The organism is Candidatus Brocadiia bacterium (assembly GCA_041658285.1).
Classification (GTDB): Bacteria; Planctomycetota; MHYJ01; order JACQXL01; family JACQXL01; genus JBBAAP01.
This window is the reverse complement of the sequence record JBBAAP010000012.1, coordinates 43,813-66,097: the sequence shown is the minus strand read 5'-3', so window position 1 is coordinate 66,097 and position 22,285 is coordinate 43,813. Positions and strand designations below refer to the sequence as shown.

Genomic DNA, 22,285 nt, shown 5'->3' with positions numbered 1-22,285 from the left:
TGCCCGGCCTGCACCGCCCGGTGCGAAGGTGTCAAACCGGATAGCGTCCTCTGCGGCAGATGCGAAAACTCATTACAGCCTACCTGCACCGAACTGAACGGGTCGTTCAATTGCTGGATGGGTCTTAAAGGCGAATGCGGGACTTGTGTAACAGTTAATAAAGATAAAAAATAAGAAAGGAGAAAGGAATCATGACACTATCCAAGACAAACGCTTCAGCGGCAACGCTGACCAAAAACAGGACAGAGGGTTCTGTCGTTCCGGCCTCGGGGATGTGCGTCACCTGCGTGGACGGATGCATCGGCATGTGCGAAATCGGCAAATCAGCTTATCGCGGGCATGAGGTAATCTATCCGCAGCCGTTCGGTATTATTACCGCCGCCGGCGAAAAGGAGTATCCGGTTGATTACTCGCACTTCAATATTATGGGCACGGCCGTCGGCGCTCACGGTATAGCCGAAGACAGCGACAAGGCCATTTTCCCGGCCGTTGACCTGGAAGTCAAACTTGGTCACGACGGCAAGATAAAGTTCCGTTATCCCTGGATTATACCGGGTATCGGTTCGACAAATATTGCCAAGTTCAACTGGGACGGTCTGGCCATCGGCTCAGCTATTTCCGGTACCGGTTTGACCATTGGTGAAAACGTGGTTGGCATGGACCCCGAAGCCACTTTTAAGAACGGCCGTATAACCGATACGGTTGACCTGAAAAACCGGGTAAAGCTTTATCAGAACAATATGAGGGACGGTTACGGGGCCATTATCGTTCAGGCTAACGTCGAAGACACCAGACTGGGCGTCCAGGAATACGCCATTGATAAGCTGGGCGTGGAAATCGTCGAACTTAAGTGGGGTCAGGGCGCCAAGGACATCGGCGGCGAGGTCAAAATAAAAGACCTAAAGAAAGCCCAGATGCTTCATAAGCGCGGTTATATCGTCACGCCCAACCCGACCGATGAGACTGTCATCAAGTCATTCGAACGGGGCACCTTTAAGGAATTCGAACGCCATTCCCGCGTCGGTATGGTCAGCGAGGAATCGTTTGCCCAGAGGATTGAAGAGTTACGCAAAGCCGGCGCCAAATATATCTTCCTCAAGACTGGCGCTTACCGGCCGGCCGACCTGGCTCGGGCTATCTCATTTGCTTCCAAGTATAAATTGGATATGCTGACCGTTGACGGCGCAGGCGGCGGTACCGGCATGAGCCCCTGGAAAATGATGAACGAATGGGGCATTCCGTCAGTTGAACTGCATTCACTGCTTTATCAGTATGCCAAGAAATTAGCCGAAAGAGGCAAGTATATCCCGGCATTGGTTGTGGCCGGCAGATTCACTTTTGAAGACAGCATCTTCAAGGGACTGGCACTGGGCGCTCCGTTTGTCAAGATGATCGGAATGGCCCGCGCGCCCATCGCCGCCGCCATGGTCGGCAAAACCATCGGCGCCGCCATCGAATCCGGCAACCTACCGGTCTATGTCGAAAGATTCGGCAGTTCCAGGGATGAGATTTTCGTCACCTCGGCCAGCCTGCGCAAAGAACTGGGCAATGACGCATTCTCCAAACTGCCCACCGGCGCCATCGGTCTTTACACCTATTATGAAAGACTGGCACAGGGACTCAGGCAGTTAATGGCCGGCAGCCGCAAGTTCTCGCTCAAGCATATCAGCCGGGACGACATCGCCGCTCTGACCCACGAGGCATCCGACATTAGTGGCATTACCCATATAATGGATGTGGACAAGAAAGAAATAGACAAGATATTGAGTATATAGGTAACACCCAAACAGCGCTTCCTCTCCGGTTTAGGCCGGAGAGGGGGCGTTTCTTAATACATTTGGAGCCGATTATATTAGTTGAGTTGATCTGTTATCTTTAGTTGTTTTATTTCGTGAAAGATATCACTGGCTATGATTATCTTGTAATAAAGGAAAAATATGCTACAATACACTCGTATTAAGTCACCCGGAAAGAAAACTATGGTTAATAAAACCTTGGCGGGGTTCAAGCTCATCGGCAAGAAAGACCTTAACGGATTTGTCGCCAAACTTATCAACGGCGGCAAATACCGCGTAGCCGGCGTGGTTGCCAAAGACGGCCGCTACGCCTTCAGCGACCTGTCCGATGCCTCAGAACTCTGTTTGGATTACGACGTCACGCTTTTACCGCCTAAAAAATATTTCTATCCCCAAAAGGAAACCTATCTTGGATTTGACAAGAACAACGGCAAGATATCCTTTGACCCGATTATCGATTCAAAGCCGACCGTGCTGGTCGGCGTCCATTCCTACGACATCAAAGCCATCGAGTTGATGGACAAAGTATTTACTGGCGATAATCTTGACCCCAATTACCTGGCCAAACGGCAAAACACCGTTATTATCGGGATGGATTGCCTGAATCCTTCGCCCAAATCATTCTCCAAGAGCATGGATACCAACACGGCCAGTTCCGGTTTCGACCTGATGCTGACAGATTTGGGCAAGGATTACCTGGTCGAAATCGGCACCGATAAAGGCGCTAAACTGCTGTCGCAATATGCCAAACCCAAAATAGCAGACGGCAAATCCATAGCCCTGCGCGACAAGGTCCGGGCCAGGGCAGCCGGAAAATACAAACTGGCCATTGACGGCGGCGTCAATGCACTGGCTAAAGCGCTGGAAAATAATTACGATCATCCTTACTGGAAAGAGATAGCTGAAAAATGCCTGGCCTGCAGTTCCTGCACCATGGTCTGCCCGACCTGCGTCTGTTTCGATGTTCTGGACGATACGGCCATCGACCTCAAATCCGGTTCACGGGCCCGCCAATGGGACAGTTGTATGGTCCAGGAATTCGCCAAGGTCGGCACCGGCGAGAATTTCCGCGAGCACAAAGACTCCCGCACCCGCCACCGGATGTTCCGCAAGGGCAAATATATGCTCGAACGTTTCAAAGTCCAGGGCTGTGTCGGCTGCGGCCGGTGCATCAACGCCTGCCTGGCCGAAATCGCCAGCCCGGTTGACGCGTATAACAGATTGACGGGAGGAACAAAATGACTACTCAAGCTTTATCAAATACCGAACTTTATAAACCTCTGATTGCCACCATCACCAAGGTAACCAAGCTAACCGATAAGGAAAAGATATTCGAGGTCCGCCTGCCCGACAACCGGGAGCTGGGGCACCAGCCCGGCCAGTTCGTCGAGGTGACGATTCCGGGCATCGGCGAGGCGCCCATATCGATATCGTCATCGCCCACAGCTAAAGGCGCCTTCGAGCTGGGCATCCGGGCCGTCGGCAACGTTACCAAGGCCATACACAACCTCGAAGCCGGCGCCAGCGTCGGCATCCGCGGCCCGTTCGGCCGGGGATTCCCGGTCAACGAACTCAAAGGCCGCGATATCATATTCGTGGCCGCCGGCATCGGCCTGTTCCCGCTCCGGTCGCTCATCAATTATACCATTGACAAAAGACCCGATTTCGGCCGGATCATCATTTTCTGCGGCGCCAAGTGCGTCGCCGACCGGATTATGCCCGACGAGATAGCCCGCTGGACCAAGCGGACCGATGTCGAGTGCATGGAAACGGTCGATGTCGGCGCGGCCGGCTGGACCTGCAACGTCGGCGTCATTACCACTCTTTTCCCCAAGGTCAAGGTCAACCCCAAAACCACCAGCGTCATCGTGGTCGGCCCGCCGGTCATGTATAAATACGCCATCCAGGAATCCAAGAAGATGGGCATTGCCGACGAAGACATCATCGTCTCGCTCGAGCGCAAGATGAAGTGCGGCGTCGGCAAGTGCGGCCACTGCCAGATAAACCACCTCTATTGCTGTATGGACGGCCCGGTATTCAGGTACAGCGAAATAAAGAATGTGAGGGAAGCCCTATGAGCCAAAAGCCCAGAATCGCCTTTTTTGATTTTACCTGCTGCGAGGGATGCCAGCTCCAGGTGCTTAACTGCGAGACCGAACTGCCCGAACTCATTGGCGTGGTCGACATCGTCAACTTCCGCGAAGCCATGTCCGAGCGCTCGGATAATTACGACATCGCCTTCATCGAAGGCAGTATCACCACCGACGCCGAAGTGGAGACTATCAAGAAAATACGCCAGAACGCCAAGGTCATCGTGGCCCTGGGCGCTTGCGCCTGCATCGGCGGCGTCAACTGCCTTAAGAACCGCTATACTATGGACCAGGTAAAGAAGATGGTCTACGGCAAGGATGCCGGCCTGTACGGCACCATTCCCACCCAGCCGGTGGATAAGGTCATCCCGGTCGATTATTACATCCACGGCTGTCCCATAAGCAAGGCCGAATTCCTCAAGGTTACCAAGGCGTTGCTGCTGGGCAAGAAGCCGGAAATACCCAACGTGCCGGTCTGCGCCGAATGCAAACTGGCCGAGAACGTCTGCGTCTTCGAAAAGAAGCAGTTCTGCCTCGGCCCGGTCACCCTGGGCGGATGCGGCGCCATATGCCCGTCCAATAACGACGGTTGCGAGGGTTGCCGCGGGTTTATGAAGGAGCCCAACCTCAATTCCGAAAAGGATATCCTCAAGAAATACGGCTTGTCCGTAGATGATATGACTGCCAGATTGAATATGTATAACGGCTGTATGGGAGAGGGAGTTAAATAAATGAAGACAGTAAAAGACCTGAATATAGATATCCACAAAATCACCCGGGTCGAAGGCCACGGCAACATCGTGGTCGACGCCCATAACGGCAAGATAGAAACCATCCGCTGGGAAGTGCCCGAATCGCCCCGGTTTTTCGAGGCTATGGTGGTCAGCCGCCCTTACGACGACGCCGCCTGCATCACCTCGCGTATCTGCGGTATCTGCTCCATCGGGCATACCATGGCATCGCTCCGGGCCACTGAGGACGCCTTCGGCATAAAGCCATCAAACCAGACCATCGAACTGCGCAAGCTGATACTCAATTCCGAGACCCTGCAGAGCCACGTGTTGCACTATTACTTCCTGGCCGCGCCGGACTTCCTGGGCGTGGGCAGTGTCTTCCCGCTGGCCAAGACGCACAAGGATGTGGTCCTCCGGGCGCTCCGGCTCAAGAAGCTGGCTAACGACATCGGCGACATCGTGGGCGGCCGGGCCGTCCATCCCATTCGGTTGGTGGTTAACGGGTTTACTAAACTGCCGACGATGGGCGAGCTTAAATCACTTCGCAAGCAACTGGATGAAGGGCTCAAAGACCTCAAGCTGACCGTGGACCTGTTCAAGACGCTGACCATCCCGGCCTTCGAGCGCGAAACTGAATACGTCGCCCTCAAGAGCAATGCCGAATACGCCTTTTACGACGGCAAAATCGCCTCGACTGACGGCGGCCTGACCCCGCCCGCCAAATACCAGTCCATCACCAACGAATACTGCGTGCCGCATTCCACCGCCAAATACGCCCGGCACCTGCGCAAGTCATATATGGTCGGCGCGCTGGCCCGGTTCAACATCAACTCCAAGCAGTTATTGCCGCTGGCCAAAAAGGCGGCCAATGATTTGGGCCTTAAGGCGCCCTGTTATAACCCCTATATGAATACGGTGGCACAGGTGGTCGAAACGGTTCACGTCGTTGAAGACAGCATTAATATCATAGACCGCCTGCTCAGGAAAGGGCTCAAGGCCGAAAAGCCCAAGGTCAAGCCCAGGGCCGGCCGGGGAGTCGGCGCCGTCGAGGTGCCGCGGGGCATACTCTTCCACGACTACACCTATGATAAGACGGGCAAGATTGTCAGCGCCAACTGCGTCATCCCGACCAACCAGAACCACGCCAATATCCAGCTGGATATGGAAAAACTCGTGCCTGAGATAATAGACCGCTCCCAGGACGAAATCAGCCACCGGCTGGAGATGCTGGTGCGCGCATACGACCCGTGCATATCCTGCTCCACCCATTGCCTGAATGTGCGGTTTGTATAGAATACTACCACGAAAACACGAAATAAAGAAAGCGCTAAGTTTCGTGTTTTAACTATTTCGTGTCTTCGTGGTAAAACTTGGTAATCTTTTAAATATGAAACCAGCCAAGCGTATCCTCATCTTAGGCATCGGCAATATCCTGCTCAAGGACGACGGGGTCGGCATCCACGCCGTGCGCCGGATGCAGAAGCTCAAACTGCCAACCGGGGTGGACGTCTACGACGGCGGCTTGGGCGGGCTGTCGCTCTATGACAGGATTATTTTATATAAAAAGGTGATTATCGTGGACGCGGCCGGGCTGAAGAGGCGTCCCGGCGCCGTTGCCCGGCTGGGCATAAAGGATATTGGTTTGGTCGGCGGCCCGAACAAACTGACGCTCCATCAGGCAAACGTGGTTGAACCGCTGATGCTGGCCGTATCAATGAACAAATGCCCCGAGGTGGTTATTTACGGCATCCAGCCCAAGGATATGGGCTGTGGCGAAACCCTGAGCTTGGCAGTTAAACGAGCCGTTCCCGACGTCATCAAACGGGTTATCCGGGAGATACGAAGCAAGTCTTGATGTCCTGCCTTTTGCGCGCCCAAATAAATTGACTAATCCGGCTAAAAGCATATTATATTTAATAATTTCTGCAGGGAAGGTCCGGTTTACGAAAACAGAGCCTTGGAAACCGCTTAAATATTGAGAAGAAAAATCAGGTGTGTGTCACCGGATAATGGCTGAGAGGAAAATAATTTTATTAAACTAAAGGAGTTTGTAATTCAATGTCTAAAAAAAAAGACACAATAGTAGCGGTGTTCGTCATGATTACTGGCGCATTAATAGTTGCTTATACGTATGTAACAAAAGAATCCTTCTTTAAGTCTGACTCTGTATTTGGTCTGGCAGGTTTTCTTTTTGGGGTTCGGATTCTAATAGCAGTACCTGGTAAGGAAATGGATCCACATAAGAGGAAAAAGGCGAACATTATACAGATTCTGGTTTATTTGCTGGCATTTATTGGAGTAATTCTAACTTTATCGGAAGAAGGCATATTAAAATGAGATGGTATCTTTATTTGGTGACACTGGTCTGGTAACACACGCTGTTCCAGCAAATAGTTGATTCGCAAGGTCCGGTGACACACACCTTAGTTCGGTGACACACCCCCAATTTTCTTTCCCTTTGTTTATAAGGTTTCCAAGGCGTTGTTTTTGGTAAATCAGCTTATTTAAGTCCGGTGACACACACCTGATTTTGTCAGCCAAAGGCTGATTTGCCTCTGGCATGATAATGCGCTAAATACTTGACTTGCAGGGCGCAGTTTTTCTTAAATCGCACTCATTAGGATTAGAATCCAGGCTTACCATCGCCCAAATAAATTGACTAATCCGGCTAAAAGCATATCATATCAGATATTCCCGGTAGGGAGTGAACGCGATTTAAGAAAAATCGCGCCTGCGGAAGCAGGAGAATAGAGGGTTTGGCGGCATGGGATGTGTCCCCATCCCAGGTACTCTGACCGAGACATTTGACATGGATGGCGTGGGTAACCGTAAAACCTTAACCGAAAGCATTACGGGCGGAACAAGTACGGTTGATCAGTATAATTATGTAAGTGGTGTATATACACCAGACCCGTTAAATCGGTATAACACAATAAACACTGGCGTTTTGGGTTATGACGCCAACGGCAATATGACCAGTGATGGGATACAGTCTTGCAGTTATGACTATGCCAACCGGCTGGTCAAGGTTACAACCGGTTCCGGATCGAGTCAGAGAACAGTCGGCGAATATAAATACGATGCCCTGGGCCGCCGGGTAGAAAAAGTCACCTATCAGGGTGGGGGTCAGAACAGCACGACTATCAGGTTCTACTACGACGGAGCAAGGTGCATCGAGGAGCGCGATGAGGCGGGGACTCTTTTAAGGCAGTACGTCTACGGCAACAACATAGACGAGGTCCTGCAGATGACCCGCTACGGCACCAGCCAAAGCTGGAAATACTATTACCACGATAATTCGCTGGGCAGTATTTACGCCCTTACCGACAACACCGGAGCCATAGTGGAGAAATACTCGTATACCGCCTATGGAGAAACTAGCATATACGATCCTAGTAATCCTACTGAACCTCCGACCAAATCTACTAAAGGCAACCGATTTATGTATACCGGCCGGGAATATGACGACGAGACGGGATTTTACTACTACCGGGCCAGATATTACAGTCCAACAATGGGGAGGTTCCTGCAGAGGGATCCACTTAAGAATGATACTTTACTGAATTTATATGCCTATGTCGCTAACAACCCGATAAATCTTATAGATCCGTCTGGGAAAAAAGAAAAACAGCCAGATACCGGTTCCAGCGGAACTTCATTACCTCCAGAAGCGCAAACAACAATAATAATCGCGAACCCATCCCCCGATGTTAGTGCTACTGGAGAAAGAAAAGAACAGCCGGAAGAGGCATTAACGACTGATAAATGCTGGTTCCAGCTAATAAGATTCCAGCCAATATATCCAGCCGAAATAAGTATTTATACTATAGGGGAAAATGACGACACATTTGATCTGGACATGAAAATTAATTACAGTTTTATTTATTCGGGAGATTTTGATCATATCAAGATAACAGAGATTGAAAACTGGTTTGCTATACCGTTAGGTAGGGATAGGATTGATGGGTGGGCAAGCAATGAAGAAAGGCAAAGGGACATTAAGGATGGTGTTTTAACCGACTACTCAACCATGAGTATAAGGAAATCATGGATTCTTCCCCCCTCTGAACAAACATGGTGTGTTATTCGCGGACAGTATATTGTTAAATGGATACTCGAAATTTCAGGTAGATATGCCACAACTATAGAACGACAATTTATAATGGATTTTTTTGTTGATGTAAATTATAAGGGCGAATACAGCACAACGATAAGAGGTCCACAGCACCATGGAATAGAGGGATTTGGCGGTCCCAAGTAAAATATAATTGGAAAGGATTAATATATGAGAAATTTATGTTTAAAAGTAATGGTCTATATGACAATACTAGTTTCTATCGCTGTTAATAAGGTTTATTCGGATGAGAAAATTATTGTACTAAATGATGAAGATAATCATATTAGCAGAACTATAATGGCAACGCGATGTTATAAGGTATATGGAGCTGGATATGAGAATGCTGTTTTGGCTCGTTTAAAACTTGAAAACACTACTATAGAAATGGCGAAATTTCAAATATCTATTGCTTTCCCAGAAATTCGGGTATATAGCAGTTCAACAAGCCCTTTTGGGGTGATTCTTAGTGTAAAGCCGGCGTACGATTCATTCAAAAATGAGTTAATTTGTTTGCCTTATTTGGACGGGTTAGAAAATAAACTAAAAAAATTTATTGATTATATAGATAATAAAAATAAAAGCATTCCCCAGAAACGTTTGGAGGAAATATTATTACCTATCGCGTCATATCCGGCATGGGTTTTTACACGGCAACATACAGCAGCTTTTTCTTTAAAAGACGATATTTTCAAGGACGGTCCGGAAGAAAAAAAAATATTCGATAAATTTCACGAAGAAGTTACCAAGGCGCAAAAAGATATTGCAAGCATTATGAATGATAAAAACACTGATCGTGATTTTTTAGCTTTTGCTATCTTTTTAAGAGGATGGTTTTATTTTAAATTGAGCGAGTACAGCAATGCTATCGAGATGTTTGATAAGGTGACAGGATGCGGCATAGCTGATTACAGTTTGCCAGCGGCTTTGTATAAAGTAATAAGTTTAGGGTTATCATCTAAAGATGACCGGCATATTGCCGGGGATTACGATAATTTCTTTGCTTTGCACCAGTTTTTTGAGACCAAGCCTTCTGAGTTTCGGGCTGGGTATTATAAGCGATTGCCTAAGTCTTTATCAGCCAAGAAAGCCGCAACAGATATCCAAAATGATTATAAGCATTTGGAGAAGGATAGAAAAGTTATTCTTATCTGGTGCAAACAGATAACCACTGGTGAATTAGAACCGATAGAGCAGGTGAAAGATGATTCCAAAACTGATGCGCCGATAAAAGAAGAATCTAAAGAACCCAAACAAAATACCCCTAAATAATTAAAATTTGGTGGTGGGGACACATCCCACCGGCGGTAACTAGCTAATCAGGGCTATTCCCGGGCGTAGTTTTTGTAAAATCATCATTTCTTTGGGTTTTTCCCTCGTTTTTGTGGAACCCTTCCCCTGTCCCACAGGGGTTATACCCCATTGCGTAGGGTATTATACGGTAATGCGCATAGGGTAACCCGGTATCGCATATTAGGACATCTGGTATCGCGTATTAGGACATCCGGTATCGCGTACTAGGCCATCTGGTATCGCGTATTAGGTTATCCGGTATCGCGTATCAGGTTACTCGGTAGTGCGTAGAAGTATACTCGGTGTGCCATTAGGGTATATAGGGGGTAGGTACCCAGGGAGGGTGGGTAGGTAGGGGTAGAGAAGGTGGTTAGGGGGGAGGGACACCCCCATCTGTACCTACCCCATAAAAAAACGTAACATTTTGCTTAAATAATGATTATAATGCATATTCGGAGGGGGGGGGAGATACCTCCCCCCTCCCCCCTTAACCTCTACTCCCTATATCGATAACCTCTATATGGAGTATGGGTAACTCCCATAGGTGGTGTCAGTCATCCCTATAGGCGATATAGATAACCTCTATCGGGTGTGTGAATTACTACTATAGGGCGTACTAATAATCCCCATAGGCGGTATCGATAACCCCTGTAGGGGGTGTGGATGACTACTATGGGATATATGGATAATACCTATAAGCAGTATCGATAACCCCTATAGGATATGTCGTAAACCGGTATTAGGGATGTTGATAATTAGTATTAGGGGTATCGTAAACCGGGATTAGGGATATCGATAACCGATATTAGGGATGTTGATAACCAGGACTAGGGATATCGATAACCGGTATTAGGAATGTCGATAACGGGTACTAGAGGTGTCAATAACCGATATAAGGAGTATAGATAACCTCTATAGGGTGTATCGTAAACCCATACCCCATTAAAAATACGGGATTAATGCTTCTGGTGCTGAGCTTTTGCTAATGTGATTGGTCCCACTCCGCACAGTTTACCCCGCCTTTAGGCGGGGCTTCGGGGAGTGCGTAGCCTCCAGCAGTCACTAATCCTGCTCTCTATGGTCGCTGGATAAGTACCGGTAACTCGTTGCACCTGCCTGCAGCAGGCAGGCTCGAAGTGTCCCTAATCCCACTCCACTTCGTTTCGGGGATAAGTACCGGTAACTCGTTGCACTCGAACCGGCACTAAAAGTAAAAGGGGCGTCCGGATGGACGCCCCTTTAAAGGTTTGCCTGCAAAAACTAGACCACCCCGTGGTCGAGCATGGAGTTGGCTACTTTGACGAAGCCGGCGATGTTGGCTCCGTTGACGTAGTTGATGAAGCTGCCTTCCGTGCCGTATTCGGCGCACTGGGCGTGGATGGCTTTCATTATGTTGTGCAGTTTCTCGTCTACCTCTTCGCGGGTCCAGCTCAGGCGCAGGCTGTTCTGTGACATTTCCAGTCCGCTGGTGGCCACGCCGCCGGCGTTGGCGGCTTTGCCCGGGCCGTAGAGTATCTTGGCGCCCAGGAACACGTTGACCGCTTCGATGGTCGAGGGCATGTTGGCGCCTTCGGAGACGCAGATACAGCCGTTCTTGACCAGGGTTTTGGCGTCGTTGACGTCAACTTCGTTCTGGGTGGCGCAGGGCAGTGCCACGTCGCACTTGATGCCCCAGGGGCGTTTGCCGGCCAGGTATTTGCATTTGTACTTGGCGGCGTATTCTTCGATGCGGCCGCGCTTTTCGTTCTTGAGCTGCATGACGTAGGCCAGCTTTTCGGTGGTGATGCCTTTGGGGTCATAGACGGTGCCGTTGGAATCGGACAGGGTGACCGGTGTGCCGCCCATTTCCAGGGTCTTTTCCACGGCGTACTGGGCGACGTTGCCGGAGCCGGAGATGGCTACGATTTTGCCTTCCATCGATTCCTTGCGGGTCTTGAGCATTTCTTCGGCGAAGTAGAGTGTGCCGTAGCCGGTGGCTTCGGGGCGAATCAAGCTGCCGCCCCAGGCCCGGCCCTTGCCGGTCAGGACGCCGGTGAACTCGTTGCGGAGCCTCTTGTACTGGCCGAACAGGAATCCGATTTCACGGCCGCCCACGCCGATGTCGCCGGCCGGGACGTCTGTGTCCGGGCCGATATGGCGGAATAGTTCCGACATGAACGATTGGCAGAACTTCATGACTTCGTTGTCAGATTTGCCCTTGGGGTCGAAGTCCGAGCCGCCTTTGCCGCCGCCCATGGGCAGGGTGGTCAGCGAGTTCTTGAAGACCTGCTCAAAAGCCAGGAACTTCAGGATGCCCAGGTTGACCGAGGGATGAAGGCGCAGACCGCCCTTGTAGGGTCCGATGGCGCTGTTCATCTCAATCCGGAAGCCGCGGTTTACCTGGACCTCGCCTTTGTCGTCCAGCCAGGGCACCCGGAACATGATGACTCTTTCGGGCTCGGCGATACGCTCGAGTATTTTAGCCCTCTTGTACTTGGGGTTCTTTTCGATGAAGGGCATGAGGGACGATGCCACTTCGAACACGGCCTGGTGGAATTCCTTTTCGCCGGGATTCTTGGCGATGAGCCGGCCCATGAATTCCTTTACACTACTGGCTGCCATACTTCCTCCTCCTTTTGTTTGGGTTTGTTTCTTCGATCTCTTTCTCTGTAGCTCTAAAACTGCCATATTACCTCCTTATTTTTCACCTGTAAGTATTCTGTTTAACCTGTGAAAAACTGAACTAGCAATATAGCAATCGCAATAATCGAGTCAATAAATATTATATAAAATTTTGGGTAGTTTTTACCCGCAAGCGGGGTAATTCGCCCCGATAAACACTGGTATTAACGCAGGCGCAAACAGGCATTATAGCGTCGTTGTTATGGTTGCGGTTATATGAAATAGCTGACTGTCTTGCCCAGGCCCTGGGCGAAGCTGACCGTTGATTTGTATTTGAGGTATTTGCGGGCCAGGGTAATGTCGGCATAGGAGTGCAGGATATCGCCCTTGCGAGGGGGCTTGAATAGGGGCTTGACATCCTTGCCCATTATTTTATTGAGCAGTTTGGCCATAGCCAGGACGCTGTAGGGATTGCCGTTGGCGATGTTGATGGCCGGAACGCTGGGCGGAATCGGCGCGGTCAGGGCCTTTAGCGTGCCGTCCACGACGTTGTCTATGTATGTAAAGTCGCGCGACTGGAGGCCGTTGCCGAAGATGGTCGGCCTCTGGTTATTTTTGAGCGCCTTGATGAACTTTGGGATGACCCCGGCATAGGGCGATTTGGGGTCCTGGCGCGGGCCGAAGACGTTGAAATAACGCACCACCGCGGTGGGCAGCCCGAATACCTGGTGGAAGTTACGGCAGTATATCTCGCCCATGACCTTGGTGGCGCCGTAGGGCGATATCGGCTGGACCGGGAACGATTCCCTGACCGGCAGGCTGGCCGCATCGCCGTAAACCGAGCTGGACGAGGCGAAGACGAACCTGCGCACGCCGGCATCCTTGGCGGCCAGGAGCAGGTTAAATGTGCCGTTGACGTTGACATCGTGGAACTGGCGCGGGCGGAGTATGGATTCTGGCACCGATTTCAGGGCGGCCTCGTGTATGACGTATTTGACTCCGCGCATGGCCCGGGCCACGGCCCTGGCGTCGCGGATGTCGCCCTTGATGAACTGGACTTTATGGCCAAAGCCCTTGAGGTTGGCCAGCAGTCCGCTGGACAGGTCGTCGATAATCCGGACTTTTTTGCCCTGCCGGACAAGTCGTTCGACGATATGCGAGCCGATGAATCCCGCGCCGCCGGTTACTAAATACATACTCATTTCCTTTAGAAAGAACGGAGTCTAACTATACTAACAGCAGTGATTGTGTCAAAATATTCTTGACCAGCAAAACTGATATGCTTTGAATAACCTTGCAAAAATATAAATATCTGGTATAATCAATTAAGTTACAAAAGATAAAAGAAAGGATATGAATATGTGCGTGAACAATATGGTTTCTTTGCCGACCGGGAATCTGGGGCTGGACGAACTGCTTAACATCCTGAATACGCTGCCGGTGGACATCACCTTTGTGGACAAGGACGACAAGGTCAGGTATTTCTCCGAGACCAAGGGGCGGATATTCGTCCGGCCCAGGACCATTATCGGGCGCGAGGTCAAGAACTGCCACCCGGCCAAGAGCCTTGCGGCCGTGGAGAAGATAATCAAGTCGTTCAAGGACGGCACCAAGGATTCTCACAGCTTTTGGATTAACCTGCAGGGCAAGATGGTCTATATCCGTTACTTCGCGGTGCGCGACAGCGAGAAGAAATATATGGGTACGCTGGAAGTCACCCAGGACATTACCGATATCAAGAAGATTGAGGGCGAAAAACGGCTGATGGACGCTTAGCTGTCAGGCGTTGCCCATATAAGGTATGGCGCCGAGGTATTTGACGCCGGAAATATTCCGGATAATGTCTGGGCTCATTTTCGCGGTCAGGTCGTTCTTGTTTTCCGGCTCGGTGTGATTGGTGATGAATCCTTCGATGGGAATCCGGCGGCGTTTTAATTCCCCGATAGTCAGCAGGGTATGGTTTATGGTGCCCAGCCGGGGGCGGCTGACGATGATAACCGGTAATTTCATATCTTTTATCAGGTCGGCTACCAGATAATTCTTTGCCAGCGGGACCATCAGCCCGCCCACGCCTTCGACCAGCAGGCCGTCCTTATGGATGGATTTGAGTTTTCTGTATGTGGCCATAATCTTTTTAATCGAGATGGTCTTGGCTTCCAGCCGGGCGGCTATGGTTGGTGCCAGCGGTTGCCTGAAATGGACCGGGTTGATCAGCTCAATAGGGTCTTTTAACCCGGTATGGTTCAGGAGATAAAAGGCATCGGCCCGGCCGCCGCTGGAAACCGGTTTCATCACGCCGACATCATAACCCTGTTCCCGGAAGATGCCGCAGAGCACGGCGGTGACCACGGTTTTGCCCACTTCGGTGTCCGTGCCGGTTATGAAAAAAGAGTGGTTGTTCATTTGGTAACTACTTTCTTTAAAGGGTAAAATAGATGTTAATTTTCGAAGTCAGATATGTCAATGATTTTTCGGCTATCAGGGAAAATGCTTGTTATTTGCCGCCGGTGCCGGTAATGACGGCCTTGAGGGGCTTGGTGGCCATCTTCAGGAAAAGCATGGCGAAACAGGTATCGCTGATGCTGCCTTTGTTCCACATGCCGCTGGATTCCTGGCGGTTGACGATTTCGGTGCAGCCGTCCACGTACCAGTCGCGCCCGCCGAATTTCTCGATTCCGGCGAATACGCCGGCTCGTTCCATGGCATAGAGGTAGTAAAAGAAGTAATCCTGGCGGTCGGTTTTGGGGTTAGTGGATACGGTATAGTTTTTGATTACCCATCCCATGGCCCGCTTGATATATTTGTCTTCCTGGGCTGATTTAAGTTCCTTGAATTCGCCCAGGTAGAATTTAGTAATGTAAAGGCTGCCCATGGCGCCGGCTGTCATGGAGCCGTATGCCGGTGAATTAGCCGCGTCCCCGTTCGGCGCGTAGCCCCAGCCGCCTTCGCCGTCCTGGGTGGATTCAAACCATTTCTTGGAGGATTTCCAGAGTTCTTCGGGTATGAAAACCTGGGTTTCTTTGCAGGCCCTCAGGCCCAGGATGGCATACTGGGTGTTGGAATTATCGCCGGATGGGCCGCCCAGCTTCTTACTCTGGATAGCTTTGTAATTGCCCAGCTTGACGCTTTTGGTGCCGCTACCGGGTATTATCCGGACGTCCTTTGGTGGAGGCGTGGGGCCTTTTTTATCGGGGCCGGTCACCACGGCCTTGCCGTAGCGTATCTTCTTCCAGTTCTCGGACGGACGTTCTAGTCCGTAGCTCCACTGGCCGTTGGAGCACTGGGTATCAACCAGGTATTGGGCGCAGTCGGCTATCCGGGCTTCGTAGGCTTGTTTGTCGATTGCTTCCAGGGCCATGGCCTGGAGCACTACGTGGTAGGTCCGGTCCAGCGGATTTTCCAGGGTGCGTTCCAGCAGGGCCTGGAACTCTTCGTCCTGCATGGCGCCGCAATGCGCCAAGGTATAAAGGACTATTTCGTCATAGCGCATGTTGTGCATCATGCCGTTGTGGTCTTTGAGGTCGAACTTATAATCCGGCAGTTTTTCTATTAATCCGACCAGCACCTGTTTGCCGCGGATAATGGCGTCCTCGACTTTTCCCTTGAGTTCCGGGTCGAGGTCTTTCTTGGTTTCAGCCTTGGGCGCTGAAAACGGCAGGATGATGGCGAAAGTTATGACTGACAGGACAGAGATGATTTTAAAGTAACGCATATATTTATCAGGACCGGTTTAAGCGGAATAAACTCCGCGAATTATCCGGCTTTTATATAATTAACTATAATCCCAACTTTGTTGGAAAAGAGTTTACTAATTCTTGACAGCACCCTACATTATACCTTAAATATGTCAACTAATTTTTATGAACAAAAGATATTACATAGGCCGGTTCCTTTTTAGGTATCGCTGGTTTGCCTACCTGCTGATATCCCTGCCCATGGTCGTACTGCGCGACCATATTACCGCTGATTGGTTAAACTGGATGGAACAGTATTACCTGACTTGGATAATCGGCGGGATACTTCTGGCCAAAGGCTGCGGTATCCGGATTTACGCGGCCCGTTATATCGGTTGGAAGGGGCAGCCGGGCGACCCGTTGAAACGCCAGCTGGCCACCGAAGGTCCTTACCGGTTCACCCGCAACCCGCTTTACTGGGGTAACATCCTCGGTTTCGGCGGCGCGGCTTTTCTCTTGAAACTTATCTGGTACGTGCCCGTAGCCGTATTCGCCATATTCATACTCCACCAGATGCTGATAGCCTGGTACGAGGAAAAACGGATGCTCGAGAAATCCGGTCCGGATTACCAAGCGTATTACGACCGAACCCCGCGCTGGGGTCCGAAATTGTCCGCTTTGTTTACCAAGAGCGATGCGGTCAATGTCACCAGATTTCCCTGGGGTCGGGTGTTGATGGCCGAGCTGGGCACCATCGGCGGGTTCGCCGGCGTTATTGTTGTCGCTCTGGTTAAAGAGTTTATCGTTAAAGCCTGATGTCTGAACTCAAATGGACCGTTCATCCCGTTAAACAAACCCCGGTTAAAAGTTTATTCCTTATCGCTTTCCTCCTGTTGCTGTTGCTTCTGGTTTATATCTTGTTTGAAAGCTTATTAATGACTATTGTTTCCGGCCTGCTTATGTTCGGCTCGCTCTATAAATTCTTCATCTCGACCAGTTATACATTGACCGAGACCGAGTTAATCGTGAAAACCTTGTCCGGCCGTATGGTCAAGACTTGGTCTGAATTCAAAAGCTACTATCCCGACCAGAACGGCATCCTGCTCAGCCCCTACCCGGATAAATCAAGGTTGGAGAATTTTCGGGGTGTTTACCTGATGACTTCGCAAAACAGGGCCGAGGTTATAGCCTTTCTTGATAAGAAAATAGCGACAGAGAAATCGGCGAAATAGAAAAGAGAAATTCTTAGTTGACGTAAATAGTTGACAGGGAATTATTTCAGATATACTATGCCGCGATATAATTTGAAAGGAGAATTTTATGGATAGGAATTTAGCATTGGAATTTGTCAGGGTGACGGAAGCGGCCGCATTAGGGGCTGCTAAATGGATGGGGTTAGGGAATGACAAGGCCGCCGACCAGGCCGCGGTGGATTATATGCGCAAGGCATTTTCGGCAATCACTTTTGAAGGAACGGTCGTCATCGGTGAGGGCGAGCGGGATGAAGCGCCGATGCTTTATATCGGCGAAAAAATCGGCAAGGGCGGTGGTCCGAAGCTGGATATCGCCATTGACCCGCTCGAAGGCACCACCCTGACGGCTCAGGGACGGCCCAATGCCATAGCGGTTGTGGCCGCGGCGCCGAGCGGTCATTTCCTCAACGCGCCCGATACATACATGAAAAAGATAGCCGTCGGCCCGCGCGCTGCCGGAGCTATCGATATCAACGCCCCGGTTAAGGACAATGTCAAGGCCGTGGCTAAAAAACTGGGCCGTGATGTGAGCAATATCACCGTGGTTATTTTAGACCGCCCCAGGCACGCGGACATTATCAGGGAAGTCCGTGAAACAGGCGCACGGATTTATTTGATTCAGGACGGCGATGTGGCCGCCGCAGTGGCAACCGCCTTCCCGCCTGATTCGGAGATTGATCTTTTACTCGGTATCGGCGGAGCGCCCGAAGGCGTTCTGGCCGCGGCCGCTTTGCAATGTTTGGGCGGTGATATGCAGGGACAGCTGAAACCGCGCAATGAAGAGGAGGTTAAACGGGCTCATAAGATGGGTGTAAAAAATATAGACAAGGTTTTTAATATAAATGAACTGGCCAAGCCTGATGATATTATGTTCGCGGCTACCGGCGTAACCAATGGGTCATTCCTTAAAGGCGTCCGGATTACAGGCGACGGGGCAACCACCCATTCGGTGGTGATGCGCTCGAAAACAGGCACGATTCGGTATATCGAGGCGCATCATAGGTTCTCTAAGAAACCGGTGTATTAGAATAGGTCTGAACTCGAGGACAGGTTTGTAGGGCCTCTAACCCTTGTGCTTAGCACAAGGATAAGTGCTGGTAACTCGCGCAGTTTATCCCGTCTGTGGCGGGACTCGAACCAGCACTAACCCCGCTTAAGCGGTGTAAGAGACAGGTAACGTTTCATCCTGATTAAAATCAGTCTGAAACTAACTGTCTCTAATTTCTTGACAGCAGGCTCGGCTAAAGTTAAATTAACGGTCTTAACAATGGCTGATATAACCAAATGTCGTTAATAGATAAACTTAAGCACGCTTTTGCCATAGATAAGGGCGATAAATTCACGGAGGAGGAGATAGCTTTAGTCGATAAACTGGCCGGACTGGTAGTCCGGCGCCAGATGGCGGTTCCGGCCGTGATGTTTCTGGAATCGGTCAGGCCTCTTAATTTCCTGGGCAGTCAGGCGATGGAGTTCTTTAAGCCGATTGTTGGGTTTGTCTGGTCAACCGCTGAATATGAAAAGATGGCTGTGATACTCGAGCGCCGCAAGAGCGTCGACTTGATTATCGAGCGTATAGAAAAAGCGGACGAAGAAGCTAAAAAGCCGCCTGAGAACAAAGGCGTAGAAGATAATAAGAAATGAACGTAATAATTGCAACGGACTGCGGAAGCACCACTACTAAGGCGATTCTGATAGAAAAGACCGCCTCGGGCGAGTACCGCCAGACCTTTAGGGGCGAGGCGCCGACCACGGTTGAAGCGCCTTTCGAGGATGTCACCAAAGGCGTTCTCAACGCCATCTCTGAGGTGGAGGATCTCTCCGGCCGTAAGATTCTTGACGGCGAAAAGATTATTTATCCCAACAACGGCAAGACCGGTGTTGATATCTACGTTTCCACCAGCTCCGCCGGCGGCGGCCTGCAAATGATGGTGGCCGGTGCGGTTAAGAGTATGACCGGTGAAAGCGCTCAGCGCGCCGCGCTCGGCGCCGGCGCTATTGTCATGGACGTGCTGGCCTCAAACGATGGACGCCTGCCGCACGAGAAAATTGAACGCATCCGCCAGCTTCGCCCGGATATGGTTCTTTTATCCGGCGGTACCGACGGTGGTACCGTCACCCACGTGGTCGAACTGGCTGAATATTTGGCCGCGGCCGACCCCAAGCCGCGTTTCGGCATCGGCTACCAACTGCCGGTCATCTTTGCCGGGAACAAGATAGCCCGGCCCAATATCGAAGAAATCTTGGGTAAGCGCACGGCTCTTTACATTACTGACAACATTCGGCCGGTTCTGGAGCGTGAGAATCTCGGCCCGGCCCGGCACGAAATACACGAACTTTTCCTAGAACACGTTATGGCTCAGGCGCCCGGATACAAAAAGCTTATGTCTTGGGTCGGTGCGCCGATTATGCCCACGCCGGCCGCCGTCGGCCTGATTATGGAAACCATCGCCAAGAGACAGGGCATTAACCTGGTCGGAGTCGACATCGGCGGCGCCACCACCGATACCTTCTCGGTTTTTGACGGTATTTTTAACCGTACCGTCAGCGCTAACCTAGGGATGAGTTACAGTATTTCTAACGTTCTGGCCGAGGCCGGACTGCCCAATATTATGCGCTGGGTGCCGTTTGATATCAAGGAAGAAGACATACGCAATCGTATTAAGAATAAAATGATTCGTCCGACCACTATTCCCCAGACTCTGGAAGAACTTAAGGTCGAGCAGGCCATCGCCCGCGAGGCATTGCGGCTGGCCTTTGAGCATCATAAGAAACTGGCGGTAGGGTTGAAGGGCATTCAACAGGAGCGGAGCATTTCCGACGCTTTTGACCAGAGTGCTTCCGGGCAGACTCTGATAGATATGAAACGCCTGAACTTGATAGTCGGCAGCGGCGGGATACTCTCGCACTCGCCCCGGCGATCACAGTCGATGATGATGATGATGGACTCTTACCAGCCGGTCGGCGTGACGCTTATTTCAGTGGATAGCATTTTTATGATGCCGCATCTGGGCGTTCTTTCCACGGTTAATGATAAAGCCGCCACCGACGTTTTTACCCGTGATTGCATGGTTTACATCGGTACTTGCGTGGCCACAGTTGGTCAGGGCAAGGTTGGCGACAAGTGTTTGGAATATAAGATAACCTTTCCGGACGGCAAGGTTGTAACCGATTCTATGCCTTACGGCGAGGTCAGGTTATATCAGCTGGGTGTCGGTCAGGAAGCAACGATTGAAGTTACTCCGGCCCGAGGATTTGATTTGGGTGAAGGCAAGGGCAAGGCTATTAATAAAAAAGTGGCCGGCGGCGTGGTTGGGCTGGCTTTTGATACCCGGGGTAGGCCGCTGGTACTGCCTGAAAATAAAGACGAACGGGTTAGCTGTTTGAACAAATGGGCTAAGGCAATGAACCTTTACCCGGAATAATATTTACAACTTTAGAATTAGGATTTAATTTATGGGTCATGCATATACGCCAGGATTGAGGGTGACCGAGCGGACGCTTATCAAGAAGAAGCGCATTCTGCCCATTCAGGGCAATGTGCTGGTCCAAGCCGGCCAGGCCGTTAATTCCGATACCATTATTGCCCGGACCGAACTGCCCGGAAAGGTCCAGAGCATCAATATTGTTAACCTGCTGTCTATTGCGCCGGAAGACATTCACCTCTACATGCTCAAGAAACCCGGCGACAAGATAGCCAAAGACGAAGCCATCGCTGAGAGCAAGCCGTTTATCAAGTGGTTCAAGACAGCCATTAAATCACCCATCGACGGTACGGTTGAAAGCGTCTCTGAAATTACCGGCCAGGTATTGCTTCGTGAACCGCCCCAGCCGCTGGAACTCAAGGCTTATATTGACGGCAAGGTGGTGGAAGTAATCCCGCGCGAAGGTGCCGTTGTTGAGACCTACTGCTCATTTGTCCAGGGTATTTTCGGCATCGGCGGTGAAGTTACCGGCAACCTCCAGATGGCCGTCAAATCGGCTGATGAAGAGCTTACACCTGACAAGGTCAAGCCCGAATATAAAGGGAAAATAATAGTGGGCGGCTCATACGTGCCCAGCGCTACCCTGAAAAGGGCCATTGAAGTAGGTGTTAAAGGCATAGTAATCGGCGGATTCGACGACAAGGATCTCAAGGAATTGCTTGGTTACGACCTGGGTGTGGCCATTACCGGCACCGAGAAAATCGGCTTGACCCTGGTGCTGACCGAAGGTTTTGGCCGGATAAATATGGCCAAAAAGACCTTTGACCTGCTGGTCAAGAAGGAAGGCAAAAAGGCATCCATCAGCGGCGCCACCCAAATCAGAGCTGGTGTCATCCGTCCGGAAATCATCATCCCCGACCCCGAATTGGCCAAGGCCGTGGCCACCCAGGAAGGATGGGAGCGGGGCGCTATGAAAGAAGGCGACGCTATCCGGATAATCCGTGAACCTTACTTTGGCAGACTGGCTCGGGTAACCAAACTGCCCAACGAGTTGGTCAATATCGAGACCGAAAGCCCGGCCCGGGTGCTTGAGGTTGAGTTCTCGGATAGCAAGCGCGCTATCATTCCACGGGCCAATGTTGAGCTGATTGAGGAATAATAACCACCTTAAAAGCAGTCTTTACCCTAGTTAATCTCCCATATATATTTAATTCTATGGTTGTTTGAACACTAAATTACACACCGGTATTATTTTGAGATTGGATAACACCAAATTATTGACTATTTCCTCTTTTTCAGTAAACTAAA

20 protein-coding genes are annotated in these 22,285 nt (G+C 50.7%); 16 read left to right on the top strand and 4 right to left on the bottom strand.

The window, feature by feature from the left end; genetic code table 11:
- Nucleotides 1–191 precede the first annotated feature (191 nt).
- From WC980_09665 to WC980_09625, 9 genes are all read left to right on the top strand, one after another.
- Nucleotides 192–1,775 carry an FMN-binding glutamate synthase family protein gene (locus tag WC980_09665; GenBank protein ID MFA5795312.1) on the top strand — a complete coding sequence of 528 codons (1,584 nt, stop codon included), beginning with the start codon at nucleotides 192–194 and terminating at the stop codon, nucleotides 1,773–1,775.
- A 204-nt stretch (nucleotides 1,776–1,979) separates the two neighbouring features.
- Nucleotides 1,980–3,038, top strand: a complete 1,059-nt coding sequence (locus WC980_09660) for a 4Fe-4S dicluster domain-containing protein (protein ID MFA5795311.1) — start codon at nucleotides 1,980–1,982, stop codon at nucleotides 3,036–3,038.
- Nucleotides 3,035–3,874 carry an FAD/NAD(P)-binding protein gene (locus WC980_09655; protein MFA5795310.1) on the top strand — a complete coding sequence of 280 codons (840 nt, stop codon included), beginning with the start codon at nucleotides 3,035–3,037 and terminating at the stop codon, nucleotides 3,872–3,874. Before WC980_09660 ends, WC980_09655 begins: the two co-directional genes overlap by 4 nt.
- Entirely contained in the window at nucleotides 3,871–4,617 is a 747-nt protein-coding gene (locus tag WC980_09650; protein MFA5795309.1) for an NADH:ubiquinone oxidoreductase, read from the top strand. The genes WC980_09655 and WC980_09650 overlap by 4 nt, the downstream gene beginning before the upstream one ends.
- Nucleotides 4,618–5,913 carry a Ni/Fe hydrogenase subunit alpha gene (locus tag WC980_09645; GenBank protein MFA5795308.1) on the top strand — a complete coding sequence of 432 codons (1,296 nt, stop codon included), beginning with the start codon at nucleotides 4,618–4,620 and terminating at the stop codon, nucleotides 5,911–5,913.
- Nucleotides 5,914–6,007: 94 nt separating this feature from the next.
- Nucleotides 6,008–6,475 carry a hydrogenase maturation protease gene (locus WC980_09640; protein ID MFA5795307.1) on the top strand — a complete coding sequence of 156 codons (468 nt, stop codon included), beginning with the start codon at nucleotides 6,008–6,010 and terminating at the stop codon, nucleotides 6,473–6,475.
- A 203-nt stretch (nucleotides 6,476–6,678) separates the two neighbouring features.
- Entirely contained in the window at nucleotides 6,679–6,957 is a 279-nt protein-coding gene (locus WC980_09635; protein ID MFA5795306.1) for a hypothetical protein, read from the top strand.
- A gap of 481 nt (nucleotides 6,958–7,438) precedes the next feature.
- Nucleotides 7,439–8,881: an RHS repeat-associated core domain-containing protein gene (locus tag WC980_09630; GenBank protein MFA5795305.1), complete on the top strand. Its 1,443-nt coding sequence runs from the start codon at nucleotides 7,439–7,441 to the stop codon at nucleotides 8,879–8,881.
- A 24-nt stretch (nucleotides 8,882–8,905) separates the two neighbouring features.
- A complete protein-coding gene (locus WC980_09625) occupies nucleotides 8,906–10,006 on the top strand; it encodes a hypothetical protein (protein MFA5795304.1) in 1,101 nt (366 codons plus the stop codon).
- A gap of 1,281 nt (nucleotides 10,007–11,287) precedes the next feature.
- Here WC980_09625 and gdhA read toward each other — a convergent pair.
- Nucleotides 11,288–12,628, bottom strand: a complete 1,341-nt coding sequence (gene gdhA / locus WC980_09620; GenBank protein MFA5795303.1) for an NADP-specific glutamate dehydrogenase — start codon at nucleotides 12,626–12,628, stop codon at nucleotides 11,288–11,290.
- 272 nt (nucleotides 12,629–12,900) lie between these two features.
- Nucleotides 12,901–13,824 carry an SDR family oxidoreductase gene (locus WC980_09615; protein MFA5795302.1) on the bottom strand — a complete coding sequence of 308 codons (924 nt, stop codon included), beginning with the start codon at nucleotides 13,822–13,824 and terminating at the stop codon, nucleotides 12,901–12,903.
- A gap of 163 nt (nucleotides 13,825–13,987) precedes the next feature.
- On the opposite strand from WC980_09615, the gene WC980_09610 reads away from it, so the two are divergent.
- Nucleotides 13,988–14,404: a PAS domain-containing protein gene (locus WC980_09610; GenBank protein ID MFA5795301.1), complete on the top strand. Its 417-nt coding sequence runs from the start codon at nucleotides 13,988–13,990 to the stop codon at nucleotides 14,402–14,404.
- Nucleotides 14,405–14,407: 3 nt separating this feature from the next.
- Here WC980_09610 and bioD read toward each other — a convergent pair whose 3' ends face one another.
- Together bioD and WC980_09600 are read right to left on the bottom strand one after the other, a co-directional pair.
- Nucleotides 14,408–15,031 (bottom strand): dethiobiotin synthase, encoded by a 624-nt coding sequence (gene bioD, locus WC980_09605; protein MFA5795300.1) that lies wholly within the window; start codon nucleotides 15,029–15,031, stop codon nucleotides 14,408–14,410.
- 91 nt (nucleotides 15,032–15,122) lie between these two features.
- Nucleotides 15,123–16,340: a hypothetical protein gene (locus tag WC980_09600; protein ID MFA5795299.1), complete on the bottom strand. Its 1,218-nt coding sequence runs from the start codon at nucleotides 16,338–16,340 to the stop codon at nucleotides 15,123–15,125.
- Nucleotides 16,341–16,488: 148 nt separating this feature from the next.
- Between WC980_09600 and WC980_09595 the strand changes: the two genes are divergently transcribed.
- From WC980_09595 to WC980_09570, 6 genes are all read left to right on the top strand, one after another.
- Nucleotides 16,489–17,118 (top strand): isoprenylcysteine carboxylmethyltransferase family protein, encoded by a 630-nt coding sequence (locus tag WC980_09595; GenBank protein ID MFA5795298.1) that lies wholly within the window; start codon nucleotides 16,489–16,491, stop codon nucleotides 17,116–17,118.
- Entirely contained in the window at nucleotides 17,118–17,534 is a 417-nt protein-coding gene (locus WC980_09590) for a hypothetical protein (protein MFA5795297.1), read from the top strand. Before WC980_09595 ends, WC980_09590 begins: the two co-directional genes overlap by 1 nt.
- Nucleotides 17,535–17,622: 88 nt before the next feature.
- On the top strand, nucleotides 17,623–18,582 hold the full coding sequence (gene glpX / locus WC980_09585) for a class II fructose-bisphosphatase (GenBank protein ID MFA5795296.1): 960 nt from the start codon (nucleotides 17,623–17,625) through the stop codon (nucleotides 18,580–18,582).
- 257 nt (nucleotides 18,583–18,839) lie between these two features.
- A complete protein-coding gene (locus tag WC980_09580) occupies nucleotides 18,840–19,196 on the top strand; it encodes a hypothetical protein (GenBank protein ID MFA5795295.1) in 357 nt (118 codons plus the stop codon).
- Nucleotides 19,193–20,977: a glutamate mutase L gene (locus tag WC980_09575; GenBank protein MFA5795294.1), complete on the top strand. Its 1,785-nt coding sequence runs from the start codon at nucleotides 19,193–19,195 to the stop codon at nucleotides 20,975–20,977. The genes WC980_09580 and WC980_09575 overlap by 4 nt, the downstream gene beginning before the upstream one ends.
- Before the next feature lie 31 nt (nucleotides 20,978–21,008).
- Nucleotides 21,009–22,136 carry a hypothetical protein gene (locus tag WC980_09570; GenBank protein MFA5795293.1) on the top strand — a complete coding sequence of 376 codons (1,128 nt, stop codon included), beginning with the start codon at nucleotides 21,009–21,011 and terminating at the stop codon, nucleotides 22,134–22,136.
- The last annotated feature ends 149 nt before the right edge of the window (nucleotides 22,137–22,285 follow it).